Here is a 22992-nt window from a genome sequence, read left to right as displayed (position 1 = left end):
ACCCCCAGAGGTCGGCCGCCCCGACATCCTCTTCTACTACAACCGCATAGTAGAAGGATTATCACGGCGGCTCGGCACGGGGCTGGCGTTTACCCGGATTCAGCTTTGTCGTGCCTGGCCCGACCGGTCCGGCGCCGGTCAGGCCGTACCGGGACCGTCAACCGGCGCGGCGGGCCAGGCCTCCCATCTTCACCGCGGTGAACACCGCGGCGGCCAGCGCCACGTCGGAGAGCAGCATCAGCCCGATGGCGTAGGAGCCCTGCGACCCGTACACCCAGCCCATGATCAGCGGCGGCACGAACCCGCCGAGCCCGCCGGCGGCCCCGACCAGCCCGGTGACCGCGCCCACCTGGTCGGCGGGGGCGACCTTGCCGACCAAGGCGAACACCGCGCCGCTGGCCGCGCCGAGCAGCACCGCCATGCCGAGCAGCGCGACCGTGGCCACCGGCATCAGGGCCGGCTGGAAGGCCTGCACGACGGCGAACCCGGCCACCCCGGAGAAGCACCACACCAGCACCGGCACGGGGTGTAGCCGGTCGGAGAGCCAGCCGCCCACCGGGCGGGCCAGCACGGCGAGCACGACGAACCCGGCGGTCCGCAGCGCACCGTCCCCGGCACTGAGCCCGTAGGCGGTGCGCAGGTACGCCGGCAGGTACACGCTGAAGGCCACGAACCCGCCGAACCCGACCGCGTACAGGAAGCACAGCTGCCAGGTGACGGTCAGCCGGGCGACGCCGGCGAGCCGCTGCCAGGCCGACCCGGTGGGCCGGGCCGGGCCCGGCGCGTCGCGCAGCAGCAGGAACGACAGCACCGCGTACGCCGCCAGGATCGCCGCGACCAGCAGGAACGGGGCCCGCTCCCCGTAGGCGTCGGCCAGCCGGACGGTGGTGAAGTTGGCGATCGCGGTGCCACCCATGCCGACACCGAACACGCCGATGGCGAAGCCGCGCCGGGCCGGCGGATACCAGCCGGACACCAGCGGGACGCCGACGGCGAAGGCGGTGCCGCCGATGCCGAGGAAGAAGCCGGTCACGATCAGCGCCGGGTAGGAGGAGACCGTGGTGAGGGTCAGCACCGGCACGATGGTGGCGACGGTGACCAGCGGGAAGACTACCCGGGCCCCGTACCGGTCGGTGAGCGCGCCGACCGGGATGCGGCCCAGCGAGCCCACGATCACCGGCACCGCGACGAGCAGGGACTGCGCGGCGAAGCCGAGCCCCAGCCGTTCCTTGATGCCGGGGCCCAGCGGACCGAGCAGGGCCCATGCCCAGAAGTTCACCAGGAAGCCGAGGGTGGCCAAGGCTAGCTGGAGGGCGGCGCCGGAGGTGGCCTCGGGACGCCCGACCGGGGCGGTGGACCCGGCTTGCCGGTCACGGATGCTGGTCATCGTTCAACTCCGTCGGGATCGTCGTGCTGCTGTCGCGGCGTCAAAGGGGAATGCGGCGGTCCGCTTCACCGGTACGAGCCTCGCTCGAGCCAACCCACCCCGGCAGGGCCGGAAGACCCGGCCCAGGAGGACGTCCCACCTGCCACGGCAGGGTGAGCAGACCGACCGGGGTGCCGGGGCGCCAACCGGGCGGCACCACGGCCAGCGCGTCGGCGTCCGCCGCCGCGCCCAGGTATCCCGGGTGCGCCCCGTCGACCAGCCGCAGGCCCCGCGCGCCGCGCCGGACCGGCACGATCCGGGTGTTCCGCTCGTCGAGGCGCAACGGATCGGTGAGGACGGCGGTGTCCAGATCGGCCGGCGGCCGTCCGGCCAGCCCGGTGAGCAGCGGGTCGATCAGGGTGAGCGCGGCGACCAGCGCCGCGTACGGGTTGCCCGGCAGGCCGGCGATCCAGCGGGCCCCGGCCTGGGCCAGGACCTGTGGGTGCCCGGGCCGGCACCGCACCCCGTCCACGTGCGCCACGGCCCCGAGGTGCCGCAGCGACGCGTGCAGCCCGTCCGCCGGGCCGACGGAGGACGCCCCGCAGACGACCGTCACGTCGGCGTCTCGCGTGCTGTCCGCGATCGCCTCGGCGAACCAGTCGGGCTGGTCGCCGACCATCCGCGGACCGAGGAGGTCCGCTCCCCAGGCGGACAGCAGCGGGGCCAGCATCGGGCCGATCGCGTCCCGGACCCTGCCCCACGGGGGACGGCCGGCGTGGACCACCTCGTCGCCGCTGATCAACAGGCGGGCCCGGGGCCGGGCCCGGACGGTGAGGTGGTCGAGGCCGACGCTCGCGGCCAGCCCCAGCACCGCCGGCGTGACCGGCGAACCCGCGGGCACCAGTTCCTGACCGCGGGCGGCGTACTCGCCCGCGCACCGGATGTGCCGACGGTCGCCCGGCACCGCCCGCAGGACGTCACCGATCCGGTCGGCGATCTCGTAGGGCACGACCCGGTCCGCCCGGCCCGGGACGGGAGCGCCGGTGGCCACCTCTACGGCGGTCCCCTCGACCAGGGGCGCGACGGCGTGGGTGCGACCGGCCAGGATCTGGCCGACCACCCGCCACGGGCCCGGACCACGCACCGCGTATCCGTCCATCGCGGAGTTGTCGAACCCGGGCAGCGGGACCGCCGCGACCAGTGGCGCCGCGAGGGTCCGGCCGGCGGCGGAGGCCAGCGGTACCGACTCCGCGGGCAGGGGAGCGGGGAGCCGGTGGGCCAGCGCCCGCGCCGCGGCCCACTCCGTCGCTGGTCGGGACGAATGGTGACTGCCGGTGTGGTGCGGTGCGGTGGTCACCGGCGTGAGCGGGTCCGACCGCCGCGCGGGGTGGGCAGCCGGGGCGGCCCCTCCCATCCGGGGCGGGTCGGCCGCAGTCCGGGCCGGTCGTCCCGGCTGCGGTAGACGACGTAGGGGCGGGTGGCGTAGCCGACCGGGGCGCTGAACGCATGGACGAGGCGGGTGAACGGCCAGAACGCGAAGAGCGCGAAGGCGGCCAGGATGTGGATCTGAAAGCCCACCGGGACGCCGGCCATGATCTCCGGGTCCGGGCGGAGGTAGAACAGCGACCGGAACCACGGGGAGATGGTCTCCCGGTAGTCGTAGCCGGGGCCGGCGACGTTGGCCCGCACCGTGGCCCAGAGGCCCAGCACGATCACCCCCGCCAGCACCACGTACATCGCCTTGTCGTTGCGGGTGGTGGCGGCGAAGACCGGCCCGGTCAACCGGCGGCGGGCGACCAGGATGCCCAGCCCGATCAGGGTGCAGAAGCCGGCCACCGTGCCGATGAACACGGCCATGAGGTGGTAGGTGTGCTCGGTGACGCCGACCGCCTCGGTCCAGGACTTCGGGACCACCAGGCCACCGATGTGTCCGATCAGGACCATCAGCACTCCGAAGTGGAACAGCGGGCTGCCCCACCGCAGGATGCTGCTCTCGTAGAGCTGGGAGGATCGGGTCGTCCAGCCGAACTTGTCGTAGCGGTGGCGCCAGATCAGGCCGCCGACGAGGATCGCGATCGACAGGTACGGGTACACCACCCACAGCAGGATGTTCATCGGCGTCCTCCAGTCGTGTCGACCAGTCCGAATGGTTCGAGTCCGACCTGCTCCACCGGCGGCCCGGTGCGGGCCAGCCGGGCGGCGGCGGCGATGTCCCCGGGCTGGGCGGGCGGCAGCATCTCCCGGACGGCGGCGACGGCCTGCCGGTACACCGACTTCTCCCGCCCCAGCGCCTCGACCAGCAGGTCGAGGCCGACGCGGTTCTCCCGCAGCAGCCGCCACCCGTCGTCGTCGGCGGCGGCCAGGTCGAGGACGGCGGGCAGGAAGTCGGGCAGCTCGCCGTCGACGACGGTCAGTCCGGCCGCCTTGTACGCGGCGGCGAAGTCGACCAGCGCCTCACCCCGGCGACGGGTGTCGCCGCAGGTGTAGTAGGTCAGGTGCAGGCAGCAGCGGCGCCGGAAGTCGAACACCTCCACGTAGGCGGTCCGCAGGTCGACCGGCGCGGCGGCTTCCCGGTGGGCGACCACCTCGCGCAGCGGCCGGGCGACCTCGGCCGGCAGGCCGTCGAGCGCGGCCCGCACGGTGGGCAGCGCTGCGAGGACCTCCTCTTCGGGATAGCGCAGCAGCAGGGACGCCGCGCGGGCGGCCACCGCCCGCCAGGTCGGCCGGCTCACGGGTTACCTCCGTCGACGGGTGCGGATTCGCGGCTGCGGGGCGGGAAGAGGCCCTTCGGGCTGCCCTTGCCGTCCCAGTTGAGCAGGTTGACCCGGCGGGGTTCGTCGCCCGGGTCGGTGAAGTCCTCCGCGGTCTGCCGGTCGCGCAGCATGTGGAAGGTCTCCACCTGGACCGGCACCGGCGTGCCGGAGGACTCCCCGAAGGGCCCCTGGCCGTACGGGCCGCCGCCGCCCATCCCGGGGCCGCCCTCGTAATCGAGGCTGCACTCGGTGGCGATCTTCTCCAGCCGGTGCGCGTCCTCGGCGTGCGCGGCGGGGATGACGTACCGCTGCTCGTACTTGGCGATGGCGAGCAACCGGTACATCTCGTCCATCTCCGCGCCGGTCATGCCGACCGCGGCGGCGATGGACTCGTCGCGCTCCTCGCCCAGGTTGATCCGGCGCTGGTAGGAGCGCATCGCGGCGAGCCGGTTCAGCACCCCGCGCACCGGCTCCGGGTCGCCGGCGGTGAAGAGCTCGGCGAGGTACTCCACCGGGATGCGCAGCGCGTCGATGGCCCCGAAGAGGTTGCCGGCCTCCTCCGCGTCGTGGCCGGTCTCGCGCAGCGCGTCGGCCACCGGCGACAGCGGTGGGATGTACCAGACCATCGGCATGGTCCGGTACTCCGGGTGCAGCGGCAGCGCCACCTCGTAGCGCATGATCAGGTCCCAGATCGGCGAGCGCTGCGCGGCGTCGATCCAGTCGTCCGGGATGCCGGCCTCGCGGGCGGCGGCGACCACGGCCGGGTCGTGCGGGTCGAGGAAGACCGACCGCTGCGCGTCGTACAGGTCGTGTTCGTCGGCGATGGCGGCGGCCTCGGCGACGCGGTCGGCGTCGTAGAGCATCAGCCCGAGGTAGCGCAGCCGCCCCACGCAGGTCTCGGAGCAGATGGTGGGCTGGCCGATCTCGATGCGCGGGAAGCAGAAGGTGCACTTCTCGGCCTTGCCGGTGCGGTGGTTGAAGTAGACCTTCTTGTAGGGGCAGCCGGTCACGCACATCCGCCAGCCCCGGCAGCGGTCCTGGTCGACCAGCACGATGCCGTCCTCGGCCCGCTTGTAGATCGCCCCCGACGGGCAGGAGGCCGCGCAGGACGGGTTGAGGCAGTGCTCGCAGATGCGCGGCAGGAAGAACATGAAGGTCTTCTCGAACTCCTGCTTCACCTGGCCGGAGACCTTCGCCAGCACCGGGTCACCGGCGGCGATCTCGTTGCCGCCGGCGAGCGAGTCGTCCCAGTTGGCGCTCCAGGTGATCTTCGTATCCTGGCCGGTGAGCAGCGACTTCGGCCGGGCCACCGGGGTGTCCTCGCCGGCCGGCGCGTTGATCAGGTGCTCGTAGTCGTACGTCCACGGCTCGTAGTAGTCCTGCATGGACGGCAGCTTCGGGTTGGCGAAGATGCTGAACATCTTCTTCACCCGGCCACCGGAGCGTGGCTTGAGCTTGCCGGAGCGGGTCCGCACCCAGCCGCCCTGCCAGCGCTCCTGGTTCTCGTAGGTGCGCGGGTAGCCCTGCCCGGGGCGGGTCTCCACGTTGTTGAACCAGACGTACTCGACGCCGGAGCGGTTGGTCCACGCCTGCTTGCAGGTGACCGAGCAGGTGTGGCAGCCGATGCACTTGTCGAGGTTCATCACCATCGCCATCTGTGCCATGACCCGCATCAGTACTGCACCTCCTGGGAGCGGCGGCGGATCACGGTGACCTCGTCGCGTTGGTTGCCGGTCGGGCCGAGGTAGTTGAACGCGAAGGACAGCTGCGCGTACCCGCCGATGAGGTGGGTGGGCTTGACCAGCAGCCGGGTCAGCGAGTTGTGGATGCCGCCGCGCCGGCCGTTGGTCTCCGACTTGGGCACGTCGATCACCCGTTCCTGGGCGTGGTACATGTAGACCGTGCCCTCGGGCATCTTGTGCGTCACCACGGCCCGGCAGACCACCACGCCGTTGCGGTTGACCGCCTCGATCCACTCGTTGTCCCGGACGCCGATCTTCGCCGCGTCGGCCTCGCTCATCCACATCGTCGGCCCGCCCCGGGACAGCGTGAGCATGATCAGGTTGTCCTGGTACTCGGAGTGGATGGACCACTTCGAGTGCGGGGTGAGGTAACGGACGGTGATCTCCAGCTCCCCGTTGCGGCCGAGTCTCGGTTCGCCGAAGAGCTTGTGCATGTCCAACGGCGGCCGGAAGATCGGCAGCGCCTCGCCGGCCTCGTGCATCCAGTCGTGGTCGAGGAAGAAGTGCTGCCGGCCGGTGAGCGTGTGCCAGGGCTTGAGCCGCTCGGTGTTGATGGTGAACGGGGAGTAGCGCCGGCCGCCGTGCTCGCTGCCCGACCACTCCGGGCTGGTGATCACCGGCACCGGGCGGGACTGGGTGTCGGCGAAGGTGATCTGCTTGCCCTCGTGCTCGGCCGCCAGGTCCGCCAGGCGTACCCCGGTGCGCTTCTCCACGTCCCGGAAGCCCGCGGTGGCGACCCGCCCGTTGGTGGTGCCCGACAGCGCCAGGATCGCCTCGCAGGCGTGCGTGTCCTTCGCCAGCGACGGCCGCCCGTCCGCGGCGCCGCCGCGCACCTCACCGTTCTTGTGGCGCAGATACTCGACCTCCGGCCGCACGTCGACCGAGAAGCCCTTGCCGGTGGTGCCGAGGGTGTCCATCAGCGGCCCGAGCGCGGCCATCTTGTCGGCGATCGCGCCGTAGTCCCTCTCGACCACCACCAGTTTCGGCATGGTCCGGCCCGGCACCGGGGTCTCCCCGGTCGCCGCCCAGTCGCGGACCCGGCCGTGCGGGGTCGCCATCGCGTCCGGGGTGTCGTGCAGCAGCGGCGCCGCGACCAGGTCCTTGCGTACGCCCAGCCGCGGCCCGGCGAGCGTGGAGAACGCCTTCGCGATGCCGTGGAAGGCGTCGAAGTCGGTCCGGGTCTGCCACGGCGGGTTGATCGCCGGGGTGAAGGCGTGCACGAACGGGTGCATGTCGGTACTGCTCAGGTCGTGCTTCTCGTACCAGGTGGCGGCGGGCAGCACGATGTCGGAGAAGAGCGTCGTGGAGGTCATCCGGAAGTCCAGGCTCAGCAGCAGGTCGAGCTTGCCCTCCGGGGCCTCCTCCCGCCAGGTCACGTCCTTGGGCCGCAACTCCTCCGGCGCCTCCTCGGCGCGCAGGTTCGCGTCGGTGCCGAGCAGGTGCCGCAGGAAGTACTCGTTGCCCTTGGCCGACGAGCCGAGCAGGTTGGCCCGCCAGACGGTCAGCACCCGTGGCCAGTTCTCCGGCGCGTCCGGGTCGGTGCAGGCGAACTTCACGTCGCCCTCGCCGAGCCGCTCGGCCACCCAGCCCGCCGGGTCGTCCGGCCGGGCGGCGAGAGCCTCGTCGGCCAGGTCGAGCGGGCTGCGGTCGAAGGTGGGCATCGACGGCATCCACCCCGAGCGGGCCGACTGGGCCAGCAGGTCCATGGTGTGCTTGCCGGCGAACGCGCCGGTGCCGGTGGGGGAGGAGACCACGTCGGCGGAGTAGGTGTCGTAGCGCCACTGGTCGGTGTGCACGTACCAGAAGGCGGTGCCGATCATCTGCCGGGGCGGGCGGACCCAGTCCAGGCCGAACGCGAGCTGCGCCCAGCCGGTCGCCGGGCGGCACTTCTCCTGCCCCACGTAGTGCGCCCAGCCGCCGCCGTTGACCCCCTGGCAGCCGGTGAGGGTGACCAGCGCCAGGATCGCCCGGTAGGTGGCGTCGGAGTGGAACCAGTGGTTCGTGCCGGCGCCGAGCAGGATCATCGACCGTCCGCCGGAGCGGTCCGCGTTGTCGGCGAACTCCCGCGCGACCCGGGCCACCTGCGCCGCCGGCACTCCGGTGACCGGCTCCTGCCACGCCGGCGTGTACGGCGCCTCGACGTCGTCGTACCCGGTCGGCCACTGGCCCGGCAGGCCGTCGCGGCCCACCCCGTACTGGGCCAGCACCAGGTCGAAGACGCTGGTCACCAACTGGCCCCGCACCGTGCGGGTCGGCACGCCCCGGCGCAGCGCCTGCGGGGTGTCGGTGTCGAACCGAGGCAGCTCCACCTCCACCGCGTCGCCCGCCCCGAGGCAGGTCAGCGCCGGCTCCAGGTCGCCCAGGTCCAGGTTCCACTGGCCCTGCTGCTCGCCCCAACGGTGGCCGAGGCTGCCCCGCGGCACGGCGGGAGCGTCGGTGGCCGAGTCCCAGAGCACCGTCCGGAAGGCCGCCTCCTTGTCGGTCTCGCCCAGGTCGTCGGCGGTGAGGAACTTGCCCGGCCGGTACGCCCCGTCGGCACCCGGCTCCAGGGTGACCAGGAACGGCAGGTCGGTGAACCTGCGGACGTAGTCGACGAAGCGTGGGGTGCGCCGGTCGACGAAGAACTCCTTGAGGATGACGTGCCCCATCGCCATCGCCAGGGCGCCGTCGGTGCCCGGCTGGGCGGGCATCCACTCGTCGGCGAACTTGACGTTGTCGGCGAAGTCGGGGCTGACCACCACGACCTTCTGCCCCCGGTAGCGCGCCTCGGCCATCCAGTGTGCGTCCGGCGTGCGGGTCACCGGGACGTTGGAGCCCCACATGACGAAGTAGGAGGCGTCCCACCAGTCCCCGGACTCGGGCACGTCGGTCTGGTCGCCGAAGACCTGCGGGGAGGCCACCGGCAGGTCGGCGTACCAGTCGTAGAACGACAGCATCGAGCCGCCGAGCAGGGACAGGAACCGGGCGCCGACGGCGTGCGACACCATCGACATGGCCGGGATGGGGGAGAAGCCGGCGACCCGGTCCGGGCCGTACTCGGCGATCGCGTGCACGTGCGCGGCGGCGACCATCTCCTGCGCCTCGTCCCAGGTGATCCGCACCAGGCCGCCCTTGCCGCGGGCCTTCTGGTAGCGGCGGCGTCGTTCCGGGTCGCCCTGGATGTCTGCCCACGCGGCCACCGGATCACCGAGGCGGCCCCTGGCCTCCCGGTACATCTCCACCAGCACGCCCCGCGCGTACGGGTAGCGCACCCGGGTGGGGGAGTAGGTGTACCAGGAGAAGGCGGCACCCCGGGGGCAGCCCCGAGGCTCGTACTCCGGCCGGTCCGGCCCGACGCTCGGGTAGTCGGTCTGCTGCTGCTCCCAGGTGATGATGCCGTCCTTGACGTACACCTTCCAGGAGCACGAGCCGGTGCAGTTCACCCCGTGCGTGGAGCGCACCACCTTGTCGTAGGACCAGCGGTCCCGGTAGAAGGCGTCCGCCTCCCGGCCGCCGATCTGGTGCAATGTCCGGCCGTCGGCGGAGACCTCGGCCCGGCGTACGAGGCCGCCCACGGCCAGCAGCGCCCGCCCCGCACTATCGGTGGCTCGCGACATACGCCTCATTCCTTCGATAGATGGCCGTACTGCCCCACGTTCTCGGCAGATGCGCCGGAGCGCAACCCCGAGCGAGGGCGTCCTGGCCATGGTGCCGACGTACAACCTCGGGAAACCGGGCCGAAAGTCCCGAGATCATCGGCTTTGTACCTGCGGGTCCGTGGCGGGACTTCGGGCCCGGTCGGGCGGTCACCGGCGGGGCACGGAGCGGGGCCCGGCCGTCTCGGTGTCACCCTGCCGGAGATCGCCGGGCAGGTTCGGGACCGGGGGCCACTGTGGAGCGTGCTCTTCCTGGTGCCGGCCGGGTGGGGCCGCGCTGGGCGGCCGCGACGCGGGCAGACCGAGGACGTGCTCGACGCCCTCTACGACCTCGGCGAGACCGTGCCGGTCAAGACCACCGAGGCGCACCGCCGGTAGCCGCGGGGCGGCGTCGGCAGCGGCCGACATCCGGGCCGGCTCACCTGGCCGCCGCCTCCGCCGGGGTGATCCGGTCCCAGGCCGGGATCGGCAGCGCGATCACCGCGGCCGGGAAGAGACCGTGCTCCTCGTTGTCGATGTGCCGGTGGAGCCGGTCCAGGGCGGCCAGCACTGCGGGCCAGTCCGGGTCGGCCCGGTCGACGCCGCCGAGCACGCCGTGGATGTCGTCGTGCTCCGCGCAGAGCTTCGCCACCGCCCCGGCCAGGCTGCCCTCGGCCCGCAGCTCCACGAAGAGGCCGTCCTCCTCAGTGGAGGTGTGCGGCATCAGCAGCGCCAGCAGCGCGTCCAGCGCCACCAGGGCGTCCGGGCCGGAGGCCCGCACCGCGCCGCGCAGCCGGCCGGCCGCGTTCGCGATCGCCTCGTGCTCGGCCGAGAGCCGGCCGATCAGCGGGAACTCCCGACAGCCGCAGTAGTTGCACACTTCGTCTCCTGACCACGAGGGTGGGCGACTCCATCGTGCGCACCGGCAACCTCCGTCAGCAGGGCCGGACGGCCCGGTACGCCGGGACGGCGGGCCCTGATCCCCACCGCCCTGGCACCGACAGACTGCTCAGACCGTCACCGGCCGGCGGGAGAGCCGGATCTGCCACACGTCCGGCCCGTCCTGCAGCCACTCGCTGGTCATGCCGTCGCCGTAGCGGGCTGCGACCTCGGCCAGCAGCGGGCGGGGTGCGTGCGGGGCGACCAGCACCAGCGCTCCACCGGCCGGCAGCGCCTCCAGCGCCGCCAGCACCCGCGCGTGGCGCTGGTCGTGCGGGAGCTGCCGGACGTCCAGCCGGGGATCGATGGTGAGGGTCGGGGCCGGCGCGTCGGCCGGTGCCCGGTCACCACCGCAGCCGCAGCCACCCCCGCCGCCATTCGAGACTTCCGAGGAGCCGAGCAGATCGTGCATCCCCTCCAGCAACTTCGCCAGCGAGACGTCGGCCGCGTCCACCAGCAGCGGGACGACCAGGTCGTTCTCCTTGGCCAGGTGGACGGCGAAGAGCGCGGCGAGGGCGCGCGCGGTGCCGGCGAGGCGTACCGGCCGGTTGCCGGTCTCCAGCTCGGCGACCAGGCCGGTGATCGCCTGGTGCTCGTCGAGCATGCCCCGGACCAGCAGCGCACCCTCGGCCCGCTCACCGGCGGCGGCGTAGAGGGAGTCCTCCTCGGCGTGCGCGTGCGGCAGCAGTTCGTCGCGGAGCCATCGGAGCAGTTCGTCGCGGTGCCGGAGCGCGCCGGCGGCGTCACCCTGGTCGGCCGCGGTCAGCAGGCTTCCGACGTGCCGGTCGAGGTCGGCGGCGAGCTGGGCGTGGTGCCGGACGACGGCCTGCGCGGCCTCGCGGTCGGCCGGGGAGCGTGAGGCGGACATGGAACCCTCCAGGGTTTTGCGGTTGAACGACGTTGTAACGTTATCTAACGTGGAAACCCCGAGAACAGGGCCGGTCGGCGAGACCATCGACCCGCAGCGCCACCGGGCTCTCGGCACCGCCAGCCGGGCCTCGATCCTGGAGCTCGTGCGCGCCGCCGGCGCCGGCATGACGATCGCCGAGGTGGGGGAGCGGACGGGCCTGCACCTGTCCACCGCCCGCGCCCACCTCGACCGCCTGGTCGACGCCGGACTGCTGGTCAAGGCGCGGGCCAGTGGGGGCCAGCCCGGACGGCCGGCGTGGCGCTACCGGGTGGCCGTCGCGGAGGCCCCGGCCCCCGCGCCGTACCGGGCACTCGCCGCCGCCCTGCTCGACCACCTGTCGCGGCGGGGCCACGGAGACGTCCGGGCGGAGGCCACCCGCGCCGGCCAGGACTGGGGACGCCACCTCGCCGCCGCCACCCCGCCCGGCAGGGAGCCGGTCGATACGCTGCTCGACGTCCTGCGCGGGCTGGGCTTCAGTCCCCGCCGACACCGGACGGCCGACGGGGCGACCGAGATCCACCTGCACACCTGTCCCTTCCTGGAGCTGGTCAACCGCAACCCCGACGCGATCTGCGCCCTGCACGTCGGCGTGGTCCGCGGCACGCTCGAACACGCCGGTGCCTCACCGGCCGGCGCCGTGCTCGAACCCTTCGGCGCACCCGACGCCTGCGTGGTGCGGCTGGCCCTGCCGAATATCACCGAAGAGCCGGCATGAACCCACGGCCGATCGCCGTACAGTGGCGGCTCTCCGTCCTCGCTGCGGGCGGCTTCGCCCTGGTGAGCGGTCTCTACGCCGCCCTGCTGCTGCTCGGCCTGCCGGTGCCCGCGCCTCACGTCCCACTGGAGCAGGTGCACGGCCCGCTGATGGTGCTGGGCTTCGTCGGCACCCTGGTGGCGCTGGAACGCGCGGTGGCCCTCGGCACCCGGTGGGCCCTGCTCGCGCCCGCCTGCTCCGGCGCCGGAGCGGTGCTGCTGGTGCTGACCGGGCCGAGCCTGCCCGGCCGGCTGCTGCTCATGCTCGCCTCGGTGCTGCTGCTGCTGATCTACCAGCGGCTGTGGTGGCGGCAGCCCGGCCCGGCGCTGCTGGCCCAGGTCACCGGCGCGCTGAGCTGGTACGCCGCCACCCTCCTCTGGCTCGCCGGCCTCAGCGTGCCGGAGATCGTGCCCTGGCTGGCCACCTTCGTGGTGGCCACCATCGCCGGGGAGCGTCTGGAACTCGCTCACCTCACGCTGCCCCGGCACGGCGTCGGCTGGTTCCTCGCCGCCCTCGGCATGCTGACCGCCGGCGCCACCGCCACCGCGCTCTGGCCGGCCGTCGGGGCGTACCTCTTCGGGGTCGGCCTGCTCGCGACGGTGGCCTGGCTGGTGGTCTGCGACGTCGCCCGCCGCACGGTGCGCGCCGTCGGCCTGCCCCGCTACGTCGCGGTCGGCCTGCTCACCGGGTACGCCTGGCTGGCGCTGGCCGGCCTGCTGTGGGCCGGTGCCGGGCCGGTCACCGGCGGCTCCCGTTACGACGCCACCCTGCACCTGGTCTTCCTGGGCTTCACCATGTCGATGATCTTCGCGCACGCTCCGGTGATCCTGCCGGCGGTGCTTCGCCGCCCACTGCCCTACGGACCGTGGCTGTACGCCCCGCTCGCCCTGCTGCACACCACCCTGACGATCCGGGTCCTGGTCGGCGACGTGCTCGGCGTGCCGGCCGGGTGGCGCTGGGGCGGCGTCGGCAACGTCCTGGCGGTGCTCGGTTTCGTCGGCGGAGTGGTGGCCGCGTTGGTCCGCGCCGCCCGGCGGCGGACCCGGACGGCGGCCGTCCCGCCGGTCGTGCCGGCGGTGCGGTGATGGCCGGCACCCGCGGCGACTCCGCCCCGACCGCGTCCTCGGGCCCGGGGGCCGGGCCGACCGTCTCGGCAGTCGCGTCGGCCGGTCCCGCCGCCCCGGCCCCCGGCCCGGCGACCGCTCCGGCCGTGGCGGCGGGCCTTCGGCGGGCCGGCTGGCACCGCCGGGTCGCTGCGCTGCCGCTGGCCTACCTGGCCGGGCTGGTCGTGCTCGCCTTCGTCCACCCGTTCCTCCCGGCGTGGCGCTGGACGGCCATCCACCTGCTGCTGCTCGGTGCGGTCAGCAACGCCGTCGTGGTGTGGAGCGCCCACTTCGCCGCCGCCGTGCTGCGTGCCCCCGCCCCGGACCGCCGCCGCGCCGAGGCGGCCCGGCTGGCCGCGCTCAACGTGGGCGTGCTGGCGGTCCTGACCGGCGGCACGGCCGACCGCCCCTGGCTGGGCGTGGCGGGCGCTACGCTGGTCTTCGTCGCGGTGACCGCCCACCTCGTCGCGCTCACCCACCGGCTGCGCCGCGCCCTGCCGGCCCGGTTCTCCGTCACGGTCCGCTACTACCTGGCGGCGACCGTGGCCCTGCTCGCCGGCGTGCCGGTCGGCGCCGGGATACTGGTGATCGACGACCCGCTGCGCCCCCGGCTGCTGCTGTTCCACGCGCACGTGAACCTGCTCGGCTGGGTGACGCTGACCGTCCTCGGGACGCTGCTGACGCTCTGGCCCACCGTGCTGCGTACCCGGATGGCCGACGGTGCGGTCCGCGCCGCCACCGTCGCGCTGCCGGTGGCGACGACCGGACTGGTCCTGCTGGGCGTCGGCCTGCTCGCCTGGTGGCGGGTGGTCGCCGCGGCCGGGCTGAGCCTGTTCGCCCTCGGCGCGCTGATCGCCCTGCGCCCCGCGCTGGCCGTCGCGCGCACCCGCCCCCCGTACGCGTTCGCGTCCTGGTCGCTCGCCGCGGCCGGCGGCTGGCTGATGGTCGCTCTCGCCGTGGACGCCGCGACGCTGCTGCCCCCTGCGGACCCGGCCGGCGCGGCCGACCGCTTCGGTGCGGTGCTGCTCCCGCTGCTGGTCGGCTTCGTCGCCCAGGTCCTCGTCGGAGCCCTGACCCACCTGCTGCCCGTGGTGCTCGGCGGCGGACCCGCGCCGGTGCGCCGCCGCGCCGCCCTGCTGGAGCGGCACGGCCCGCAGCGCGTCGCGATGACCAACGCCGCCCTGCTGGTCCTCGTCCTGCCCACCCCGCCGTTCGTCCGCATCACCACCTCACTGCTGGTCCTCGCCGCGCTGGTGCAGTTCCTCGTGCCGGCCGTGCGGGTCCTGCTCACCGCCCGGAGGTAACCCGTGTCCGCGCGCACCGAAGCCCCCGTGCCCCGCCCGCTCGGCGGAGCAGCCGTGGGTCTCGCCCTCGTCCTCGTCGCCGTCCTCGTCGGGGTCGCCGCCCAACGCGTCTCCGGTGACGCACCCGTCCCCGCCGCCGCCACCGCCGTCACCCCGACCGGGCACACCACCACGGTCACAGTGGTCGCAGACGGCATGCGTTTCCACCCCGACCGGATCGACGTGCCCCGGGGCGATCGACTGGTCATCGAGCTGACCAACCGGGACAACCGCCGCCACGACCTCGTCCTGGCCTCCGGGGCGAGGACACCGCTGCTGACGCGGGACGGCGACGCCCGGCTGGACGCCGGCGTGATCGGGGCGAGGGTGGAGGGCTGGTGCTCCCTGCCCGCCCACCGGCAGGCCGGCATGACACTGCGGATCGTCCCGACGGGGGCCACGGTGACCGCTCCGACAGGGACGGCCGTGGCGACGGAGGGAACGAGGCCGCGCCTCGATGCCATGGCCGACCCTGGCGCGGCCTTCGTCGCCCGGGACGCCACCGCGCCGCCCGCGCCGCCCGGCCGGCTGCACCGGCGGGAGCTGCACGTCCGGGAAGTCGTCCGGGAGGTCGCGCCCGGGGTACGGCAGCGGCTGTGGACCTTCGACGGAACCGTGCCCGGCCCGGTGTTGCGCGGCCGGGTCGGCGACACCTTCGAGATCACCCTGGTCAACGACGGCACCCTGGACCACGGCATCGACTTCCACGCCGGTGCCGTCGCCCCGGACGAGGTGATGCGCCCGATCGACCCCGGGCAGCGGCTGACCTACCGGTTCACCGCGACCCGCGCCGGCATCTGGATGTACCACTGCTCGACCATGCCGATGCTGCACCACATCGGCAACGGGATGTACGGTGCGGTCATCGTCGACCCGCCCGACCTGCCCCGCGTCGATCGCGAGTACGTGCTCGTCCAGTCCGAGTTCTACCTCGGCCCGGACGGCGAGCCCGGCGACCTGGCCGCGATGCAGGCGGAGCGCCCCGACGCCGTCGTCTTCAACGGCTACCCCGCCCAGTACGCGCACCGTCCGCTGCCCGCCCGGGCCGGTGAACGGGTCCGAGTCTGGCTGCTCGACGCCGGCCCCAACCGAGACAGCTCGTTCCACATCGTCGGCGCCCAGTTCGACACCGTCTACCGGGAGGGGCACTGGGAGAACCGGCCGACCGACCCCGGCGGAGCCCAGGTGCTGTCCCTCACCCCGGCCGGCGGCGGCTTCGTGGAGACGGTCTTCCCCGCAGCCGGGCACTACCCGTTCGTCAGCCACGCCATGGTCGACGCCGAGCGCGGCGCCCGTGGCCTGTTCGAGGTCCGGTGACCACCATGAACACCGCTGTCGTAGCCGACCGCCCGGCGATGCGCCGCCGCCGCGTGCGGCAGTTCGTCCCACCCCAGCACGGCGCGTGGGCGATGCTCCTGCTGCCGTACACCGTGGGGGTGGCCTTGGCCGGCCCGCGCTGGCCGCACCTGCCGCTGCTCGGCGCCTGGCTGACCGGCTACCTGCTGTCGTATTACGCCTTCCAGGCGATCAAGAGCCGTCGGCCGAGCCGCTTCACCCCCCAGCTGCTGGTGTACGGCCTGCTGGCGGCGCCGCTCGCGGCGACTGTGGCGCTCGCCCGGCCCGCCGTCCTCTGGTACGCCCCGGGCTACGCCGCGCTGCTGGCGGTCAACGCCGGATACGCCTGGCGTCGCCGGGAACGGGCCCTGCTCAACGACTTGGCCTCGGTGGCGCAGAGCTGCCTGCTGGTCTTCGTCGCGGCGACCATCGCCGGTGTGTCCGTCACCCGGGTCACCCCGGCCTTCGCAGTGCTCCTGCTCTACTTGTTCGGCACTGTCCTCTATGTCAAGACGATGATCCGGCAACGCGGTGACAGCCGCTTCCTCCGTCTCTCCGTCGGATACCACGTGCTCGCCCTGGCCGCCGTGGTCTGGCTGCTGGATGTGCTGCTCGGTCCGGTCTTCCTGCTGCTCCTGCTCCGGGCCGCGCTGCTGCCGGCACGCCGGCTCCGCCCTGTGCAGGTCGGGATGATCGAGATCGGGTGCTGCCTGGTCGTTCTGGCCGGGGTGCTGGCGACGCTCTGATCCTTGCGCAACGTCCCATACGTGGAGGCGGTTGATCCCTTGTCTCTGTCTGCTACCAAGAGGCCGTTGCCGGCCGGCCGTGGGCATAGTGCGGCCGGAGCGCCTGGGTGAAGGGCTAGGGGTGCGTGGATGAAAGCGATTGTGTACGACCGGTACGGGTCGCCGGATGTGCTACGGATCGAGGACGTCTCCAAGCCGTCTCCCACCGGCCGGCAGGTGCTCGTCAAGATCGCAGCGACCTCGGTCAACCTGAGCGACTGGGAGACCCTGCGCGGCTCGCCGCTGTATTCGCGCATCGGTGGGCTGCGCTCACCGGCACGCCGGACACTCGGTTCGGACATCGCAGGCCGGGTCGATGCGGTCGGCCCGGCGGTCACCCGGTTCCGGCCCGGTGACGCGGTGTACGGTGACAACCTCATGCTCAAGGGCGGCTTCGCCGAGTACGCGATCGCTCCCGAGTCGGTTCTGGCCCACAAGCCCGCCGCCCTGACCTACGCCGAGGCCTCAGCGATTCCGCAGGCGGGAGTCATCGCATGGCAAGGGACTCAAGGCGCGGCAGCCGGAAAACGGGTTCTGATCAACGGTGCCGGCGGCGGATCCGGCTCATTCGCCATTCAGGTCGCCAAGCGGTTCGGCGCCGAGGTGACCGGCGTCGACAACGTCGGCAAGCTCGACTTCATGCGATCGGTCGGCGCGGACGAGGTGATCGACTACCGCAGCCAGGACTTCACCCGCAGCGGCCCGTACGACCTCATCCTCGACCTGGTCGCGCACCGGTCGGTGTTCGACTACCGCCGGGCACTGGCCCCCGGCGGCCGTTACCGGTGCGTCGGCGGCTCGGTCCCGGCGCTGCTCCGCGTACTGACGATCGGTGCCGCGGCCGGCCGGCTCACCCACCGCCGCCTGGGTGTGCTCGCCGTCAAGGAAGGGCCGACGCATTTCGAACCGGTGGCCGACCTCTGCGCCACGGGTGACCTCACCATCCACATCGACCGGACCTTCACCCTCGATGAGGTGCCCGAGGCGTTGGCCCACGTCGGAGAGGGCCGAGCCCTCGGGAAAGTCATCGTGACCGTCGTCTGACCAGCGGTATCCGGCGAACCGCTACCACGTCCTCGAATCCGGCCGGGTCACCTCGCACGGCGAGGGGGAGTAACGGCGGAGCGTGAGGTACGCGCGGCCCTCGCGGTCTGACCCGATACGCCGGTATCAATTTACATTGACAGCCGTCTTTACTAACATCGTGGCTGGGAGTCGCCATGCGCTGCTGGGCAGCAGTGCCGTCCACCCCTGGGACGGCTTGAATCGATCGGCGTCACCTTCTCCGGGGTGGGCACCCAGCGAGGGCCACTGGGCGCCGGCGCATCCACTGGAGCATCATGAAAATCTCACGGACAGGACGCCGTCTGGGACTGGGCGCGGTCGCAGTTCTCCTCGCCTCGTTCACGATGGTCGTCGTCAACCAGGCCGATCCGGCCTCGGCGCACGGATCGGTCACCAACCCGCCGACACGCAACTACGGATGCTGGGAGCGCTGGGGTTCCGATCACCTCAACCCCACCATGGCCCAGACCGACCCGATGTGCTGGCAGGCGTGGCAGGCCAACCCGAACACCATGTGGAACTGGAACGGCCTGTACCGCGAGAACGTCGGCGGCAACCACCAGGCCGCCGTGCCGGACGGACAGCTGTGCAGCGGCGGTCGCACCCAGGGCGGCCTGTACGCCTCGCTCGACGCGGTCGGCGCGTGGACCGCGAAGCCGATGCCGAACAACTTCACCCTCACGCTGACCGACGGCGCCAAGCACGGCGCCGACTACATGTTGATCTACATCACGAAGCAGGGTTTCGACCCGACCACCCAGCCCCTCACCTGGAACAGCCTGGAACTGGTGCTCCGCACCGGCAGCTACCCGACCACCGGGCTCTACGAGGCGCAGGTGAACGCGGGCAACCGCACCGGGCGGCACGTCGTCTACACCATCTGGCAGGCGTCCCACCTCGACCAGCCGTACTACCTCTGCAGTGACGTGATCTTCGGCGGCGGCGGCAACCCGCCGCCGACGACCCCGCCGCCCACCACGCCGCCGCCCACCACCCCGCCGCCGACGACTCCGCCGCCCACCACGCCGCCGCCGGCCGGAAACGGTGCCTGCACCGCCACCTACCGCAAGACCAACGAGTGGTCCGGTGGATTCGGCGCCGAGGTCACCGTCCGGGCCGGCAACGCCGCCATCTCCGGATGGACGGTGGCATGGACCTGGCCCAACGGCCAGAGCATCACCAACGCCTGGAACGCGACGGTCACCTCGAGCGGTTCGTCGGTCACCGCGTCGAACGTCGGTTACAACGGTTCCCTGAGCGCCAACGGCTCCACCAGCTTCGGCTTCAACGCCTCCTGGAACGGCACCAACTCCACACCCACCCTCACCTGCACCGCTCGGTAACAGCATCTGCGGTGGGGTGGCGCGGCACGCGCCACCCCACCGTCGGTGCCCTCCGCCACCATCAGGAACCGCGACGAGGTGAAGAACGATCATGACTTCCCGGGTAGGCGTCGGCGGCTGGTACCGGAGCCGCGTCGTGTGGATCGAGGTGTGCCTGCTGGCCGCGTCGATCGGTGTGGCCGCCGTGGTCACCTCGACCACCCCGAGGACGGACCCGGCAGATCTCCGCCGGCAGATCCTGGCCCGGATGCGTACGACCCTCGAGCAGGCGGACCCGGCACATCACCAGCACGCCGGGCACACCGCCCCGCAGGTGCCGGCCGGAGAGCAGGCCGCGCCGGCGGTCGTCTGCGGAGTCCATGTCTACGGCCACGAGCCCACCGGGGCCGCCACCCTGGCCGACGTCCGGACGGTCTACGGCTTCCACCTCTGCGGCGTCGCCGAACAGAAGCGCCACTGGGACGGGGCGGTCAAACTCGTCGGCCCGGTGATCATGGACATGACCACCCAGCCTCCCGGCATCAAGGTGGTCGAGGCGACCGCCGACGTCAGGTTCGTCGACCGGCTACGGGAGATGTTCCCCGACAAGTACGAGGTCCTGGCACTCAGGGAGGCGTTGCCCCCGTCGGAGATGGCCGACCTGCGGCGCCGGTACGACGCCGCCGCCGGCCTCTGACCACGCCGAGCGGCCGATACCCGCGCCGCGGCGCCGCAGGCGGCGAGGGCGAGAACGCCAGCGGTCAAGGCGTCCGCACCGGGCAGGGAAGTGCTACGAGGACCGGACATGAGCGGATGTCGGACCGGCCCCTGGTCGCGCCGGATCACCTGATTCTCACGTCTCCGCCGGTGGTCGACGGGCTGCTCGTCCTGGAGTCCGGCGTCGCTGCGGACGCAGCGTGCCACGACGGTGCCGCAGCGCGTAGAACGCCGCGCTGACCGCGAAGATCGCTGCGCTGGCCAGCAGCCAGCGGGCCAGCAGCGGCTGCGGGGTCAGGCCGGTCGCCGCCGTGTACGTGTCGCCGCCGAGCCCGAGGATGCCGGGAAGATAGACGAGCAGCAGCAGTCCGGAGGCGAGCGCGGGCACCCGCACGTGATTCAGCGCCGATCGGCGCCCGGGGCCGCACACCGCGGCGCGCAGCGCCCGGTCGACCAGCGCGTAGAAAGGGAACAGGAGCAGGTCGTGGGCGACGACCGCGCCGACGAACCAGAGCAGCATCCGGCCGGCGGCCGGTTCTCCGGCCAGCCGCAGAGCAATCCAGCCGGTCACCGCGAAGCAGCCCAGCAGGAGCAGCAGGTGCCAGGGCGCGGCGCCGTAGTCACGCCGGAACTCAGTCATCAGGCTGGTCCTCGAAGGTGATGTCGCGGACCCACTTCGTGCAGTGCACGCCCGGCAGCGCCGGCACGACGACGCGGGCGGGGTAGCCGTGGTCGGCCGAGAGGTCCACGCCGTTGACTCTCAGGGCGAGCAGCGAGTCGGGGTGGCGGACCTGGTTGACCTGTAACCGGGCCTGACGGAACAGGCCGCCCCGTTCCAGCGACTCGACCCGCGCCACGGCGCTGCCGGCTGCGCCCACCAGCGCCGCGAGGTCCCGTAGCCGTACCCCCGTCCAGGTCTGCGTCGTCGACCAGCCCTCCACGCAGGCGATCGGCAGGTCCGCGGTGTGCTGCGTCATCGCGAGCAGGCCGTCGCGGTCCACCTCCACCGTGCGGCTGCCGGCGCGCACCGTCAGCCGCCACTGAGCACCGGTGTCGTCGGGTCGGACACCGGCCGCGGCGGCGGTCCGGTTGACCGGGAAACCATTGGGTCCGTCGTCGTGCTGCCGGCCCCGCGGTAGCAGCAGCGCGGTACGGCGCAGCACCCCGTCCAGGCCCTGCCCGACGGTCAGCGCGGCCAGCAGCAACGCGCCGCCCCCGGTCAGGGCGAGGACGCCACGCCGGCTCATTGTCGCCGGGCCGGGCCGGCGGGCCACCAGCCCGTCCGGATCCGGCGGCTCCGGCACTGTCTCCTCCGCCGTCGTACGCATGAAGCGCGGGCCGCGCAGCGCGGAGATCGTACGAGGAAGCTTGATCAGCACGTGCGCGACGAGGGCGGCGGTGAAGATCCAGGCGCCGTACCAGTGCGCGGTGTAGAAGTCGAATCCGAACAGGTAGGCGTACTGGATGTTGAGCAGGCCGGTGGCCGTCTCGAAGAGGATTCCGCCCACCAGGAGCAGCAGGGAGAGCCGTTCGAGCACCTGGGCCACGGACCGGGCCGGCGGCCAGTCGAACAGCTTGGGTACCACTGACCAGAGTTTCGCCACGACCACCGGTAGCAGCACGATGCCGAGCGTCACGTGCAGTCCCTGGGTGAGCCGGAACAGCCAGGCGGGACGGGTCGGCCAGTCGAAGACGGGAGGGTGCAGCCAGCCCACGTCGCTGGGAAATGCCTGGCCGAGCTGGGGACCGTACGCGATCCAGTCCAGGAAACCGGTGATGATCACCAACGGAAGCGTGGCGAGCAGGACGACGCCGAACACGGACGTCAGCCAGGGACCACGCACCGGACTGCGCCACGCGTCGGCGGCGGCGTCGGCTCCGGGCGGGCGATGCCGGTCCAACGTACGCCACAGCCGCGCCGGGTAGGCGGCAGGTGGTTCGTCGGACGGCGGGTCGGCTGGCACGGTTCCTCCAGTCGGCGAGGCCGTCGGACCGGACGCGACGGGCTTCGTGCAGGACGCTAACCGGCAACGGCGCCCTCGGGCGGGCTTTGCCGCATTACCGAAGGCTTACCGGCCGTCCCCTTACGAAGTGCTGACGTCGGAGCCGAACGAGCCCCGGCGGCTTCTCCGCTGACCTAGCGTGACGCAATGCGGGTACTCGTCACCGGCGCCGCCGGGTTCATCGGATCGCAGGTCGCGGACCTGCTCGTCGCGCAAGGCCATCAGGTGGTGTGCCTGGACGCGCTGTTGCCCCAGGCGCACGGGAGTGAGCCGCCCGAGTGGTTCCGCCGCCATGAACCGGTCGTCGGCGACATCCGCGATGCGCACCTGCTCGACGATCTGCTGGCGGGCGTCGACGCCGTGTGTCACCAGGCGGCGATGGTCGGGCACGGGCTGGACCCGTCGGATGCGCCCGACTACGTCAGCCACAACGACTACGGCACGGCGGTGCTGCTGGCAGCGATGCACCGGGCCGGCGTGTCTCGCCTGGTGCTGGCGAGTTCCATGGTCGTCTACGGCGAAGGGCGATACACGTGCGCCCGGCACGGCGTCGTCCGGCCGGCCCCACGCCGCGCCGCCGATGTCGCCGTCGGCCGGTACGACCCCACCTGCCCGGTCTGCGCCGGCGCACTCGCCAGCGCGCTCGTGCCGGAGGACGCCCCGCTCGAACCGCGCAGCACCTACGCGGCCAGCAAACTGGCCCAGGAGAACCTGGCCGCCGCGTGGAGCCGGCAGACCGGGGCGGGGGTCTGGGCACTGCGCTACCACAACGTGTACGGCCCCCGGATGCCCCGCGACACGCCGTACGCCGGAGTCGCGTCGATCTTCCGGTCGGCGCTGGCCCACGGCCGGCCGCCGCGCCTCTACGAGGACGGCTTGCAGCAGCGCGACTTCGTGCACGTCTCCGACGTGGCGCGCGCCAACGTGCTGGCGCTGACCGCTCCGGCTCCGGACGGCCTGGTGCCGGTGAACGTCTGCTCCGGCCGGCCGCACACAGTCGGTGATCTCGCCACCGCCTTGGCGGCGGCGATGGACGGTCCGGCGCCGGTGGTCGTCGGCGGTGCCCGGCCGGCCGACGTGCGGCACGTGGTCGCCGACCCTCGCCGCGCACGTGACCTGCTCGGATACACCGCACGGGTCAGCTTCGCCGACGGGGTGGCCGCCTTCGCCACGGATCCGCTGCGGGAACGCGCCGCCGTGTCGGTCTGAGCGGCCCGCCCCGGCCCGCCACCGGCGGCAGG

19 protein-coding genes and 1 pseudogene are annotated in these 22992 nt (G+C 72.9%); 10 read left to right on the top strand and 10 right to left on the bottom strand.

What is annotated here, in order from left to right; translation table 11 throughout:
• Window positions 1-157: 157 nt before the first annotated feature.
• The 6 genes from FB454_RS02965 to FB454_RS02940 are packed head-to-tail and all read right to left on the bottom strand — an operon-like array spanning window position 158 to window position 9457.
• Window positions 158-1387 (bottom strand): MFS transporter, encoded by a 1230-nt coding sequence (locus FB454_RS02965; RefSeq protein WP_030268126.1) that lies wholly within the window; start codon window positions 1385-1387, stop codon window positions 158-160.
• A 40-nt stretch (window positions 1388-1427) separates the two neighbouring features.
• On the bottom strand, window positions 1428-2723 hold the full coding sequence (locus tag FB454_RS02960; protein WP_071098696.1) for a molybdopterin molybdotransferase MoeA: 1296 nt from the start codon (window positions 2721-2723) through the stop codon (window positions 1428-1430).
• A complete protein-coding gene (gene narI, locus FB454_RS02955; protein ID WP_123109492.1) occupies window positions 2720-3481 on the bottom strand; it encodes a respiratory nitrate reductase subunit gamma in 762 nt (253 codons plus the stop codon). Before narI ends, FB454_RS02960 begins: the two co-directional genes overlap by 4 nt.
• Window positions 3478-4098: a nitrate reductase molybdenum cofactor assembly chaperone gene (gene narJ, locus FB454_RS02950; protein WP_030498889.1), complete on the bottom strand. Its 621-nt coding sequence runs from the start codon at window positions 4096-4098 to the stop codon at window positions 3478-3480. Before narJ ends, narI begins: the two co-directional genes overlap by 4 nt.
• Window positions 4095-5792, bottom strand: coding sequence for a nitrate reductase subunit beta (gene narH / locus FB454_RS02945; RefSeq protein ID WP_145822442.1), 1698 nt, complete (start codon window positions 5790-5792; stop codon window positions 4095-4097). Before narH ends, narJ begins: the two co-directional genes overlap by 4 nt.
• Complete coding sequence (locus FB454_RS02940; protein WP_030268135.1) at window positions 5792-9457, bottom strand: nitrate reductase subunit alpha; 3666 nt, start codon at window positions 9455-9457, stop codon at window positions 5792-5794. Before FB454_RS02940 ends, narH begins: the two co-directional genes overlap by 1 nt.
• Before the next feature lie 234 nt (window positions 9458-9691).
• On the opposite strand from FB454_RS02940, the pseudogene FB454_RS35245 reads away from it, so the two are divergent.
• Window positions 9692-9865, top strand: a pseudogene (locus FB454_RS35245) (radical SAM/SPASM domain-containing protein); the annotation flags it as partial.
• Window positions 9866-9914: 49 nt separating this feature from the next.
• Here FB454_RS35245 and FB454_RS02930 read toward each other — a convergent pair.
• Complete coding sequence (locus FB454_RS02930; protein ID WP_013287109.1) at window positions 9915-10355, bottom strand: hemerythrin domain-containing protein; 441 nt, start codon at window positions 10353-10355, stop codon at window positions 9915-9917.
• Between the two features lie 129 nt (window positions 10356-10484).
• On the bottom strand, window positions 10485-11282 hold the full coding sequence (locus FB454_RS02925; RefSeq protein ID WP_145822441.1) for a DUF2249 domain-containing protein: 798 nt from the start codon (window positions 11280-11282) through the stop codon (window positions 10485-10487).
• Here FB454_RS02925 and FB454_RS02920 point away from each other — a divergent pair.
• The 8 genes from FB454_RS02920 (at window position 11281) to FB454_RS02885 (ending at window position 19728) form a co-directional block, all read left to right on the top strand.
• Window positions 11281-12039 (top strand): helix-turn-helix transcriptional regulator, encoded by a 759-nt coding sequence (locus tag FB454_RS02920; protein WP_262420890.1) that lies wholly within the window; start codon window positions 11281-11283, stop codon window positions 12037-12039. The genes FB454_RS02925 and FB454_RS02920 overlap by 2 nt on opposite strands.
• Window positions 12036-13163: a hypothetical protein gene (locus tag FB454_RS02915; protein ID WP_145822440.1), complete on the top strand. Its 1128-nt coding sequence runs from the start codon at window positions 12036-12038 to the stop codon at window positions 13161-13163. Before FB454_RS02920 ends, FB454_RS02915 begins: the two co-directional genes overlap by 4 nt.
• Window positions 13163-14485, top strand: a complete 1323-nt coding sequence (locus FB454_RS02910) for a hypothetical protein (RefSeq protein WP_030268140.1) — start codon at window positions 13163-13165, stop codon at window positions 14483-14485. The genes FB454_RS02915 and FB454_RS02910 overlap by 1 nt, the downstream gene beginning before the upstream one ends.
• A gap of 54 nt (window positions 14486-14539) precedes the next feature.
• Window positions 14540-15841, top strand: a complete 1302-nt coding sequence (locus FB454_RS02905; RefSeq protein WP_327651943.1) for a multicopper oxidase domain-containing protein — start codon at window positions 14540-14542, stop codon at window positions 15839-15841.
• Between the two features lie 5 nt (window positions 15842-15846).
• Entirely contained in the window at window positions 15847-16605 is a 759-nt protein-coding gene (locus FB454_RS02900) for a YwiC-like family protein (protein WP_071098698.1), read from the top strand.
• A gap of 129 nt (window positions 16606-16734) precedes the next feature.
• Entirely contained in the window at window positions 16735-17688 is a 954-nt protein-coding gene (locus FB454_RS02895) for an NAD(P)-dependent alcohol dehydrogenase (RefSeq protein WP_145822438.1), read from the top strand.
• A gap of 296 nt (window positions 17689-17984) precedes the next feature.
• The gene (locus FB454_RS02890) at window positions 17985-19052 is read left to right on the top strand and encodes a lytic polysaccharide monooxygenase auxiliary activity family 9 protein (protein WP_013287101.1); all 1068 of its coding nucleotides are present in this window, start codon (window positions 17985-17987) and stop codon (window positions 19050-19052) included.
• A 91-nt stretch (window positions 19053-19143) separates the two neighbouring features.
• Complete coding sequence (locus FB454_RS02885) at window positions 19144-19728, top strand: hypothetical protein (RefSeq protein ID WP_013476257.1); 585 nt, start codon at window positions 19144-19146, stop codon at window positions 19726-19728.
• A 156-nt stretch (window positions 19729-19884) separates the two neighbouring features.
• Here the strand turns inward: FB454_RS02885 and FB454_RS02880 are convergent, their stop codons facing one another.
• Both FB454_RS02880 and FB454_RS02875 read right to left on the bottom strand, forming a co-directional pair.
• Window positions 19885-20388, bottom strand: coding sequence for a hypothetical protein (locus FB454_RS02880; RefSeq protein ID WP_071094346.1), 504 nt, complete (start codon window positions 20386-20388; stop codon window positions 19885-19887).
• A complete protein-coding gene (locus FB454_RS02875) occupies window positions 20381-21712 on the bottom strand; it encodes a molybdopterin-dependent oxidoreductase (RefSeq protein WP_145822437.1) in 1332 nt (443 codons plus the stop codon). Before FB454_RS02875 ends, FB454_RS02880 begins: the two co-directional genes overlap by 8 nt.
• A gap of 186 nt (window positions 21713-21898) precedes the next feature.
• Between FB454_RS02875 and FB454_RS02870 the strand changes: the two genes are divergently transcribed.
• A complete protein-coding gene (locus FB454_RS02870; protein ID WP_013287097.1) occupies window positions 21899-22960 on the top strand; it encodes an NAD-dependent epimerase/dehydratase family protein in 1062 nt (353 codons plus the stop codon).
• Window positions 22961-22992 lie beyond the last annotated feature (32 nt).

It is taken from the genome of Micromonospora sp. CNZ297 (assembly GCF_007827625.1).
The sequence above is the reverse complement of the archived record's forward strand: the minus strand, read 5'-3'. Positions and strand labels throughout refer to the sequence as shown.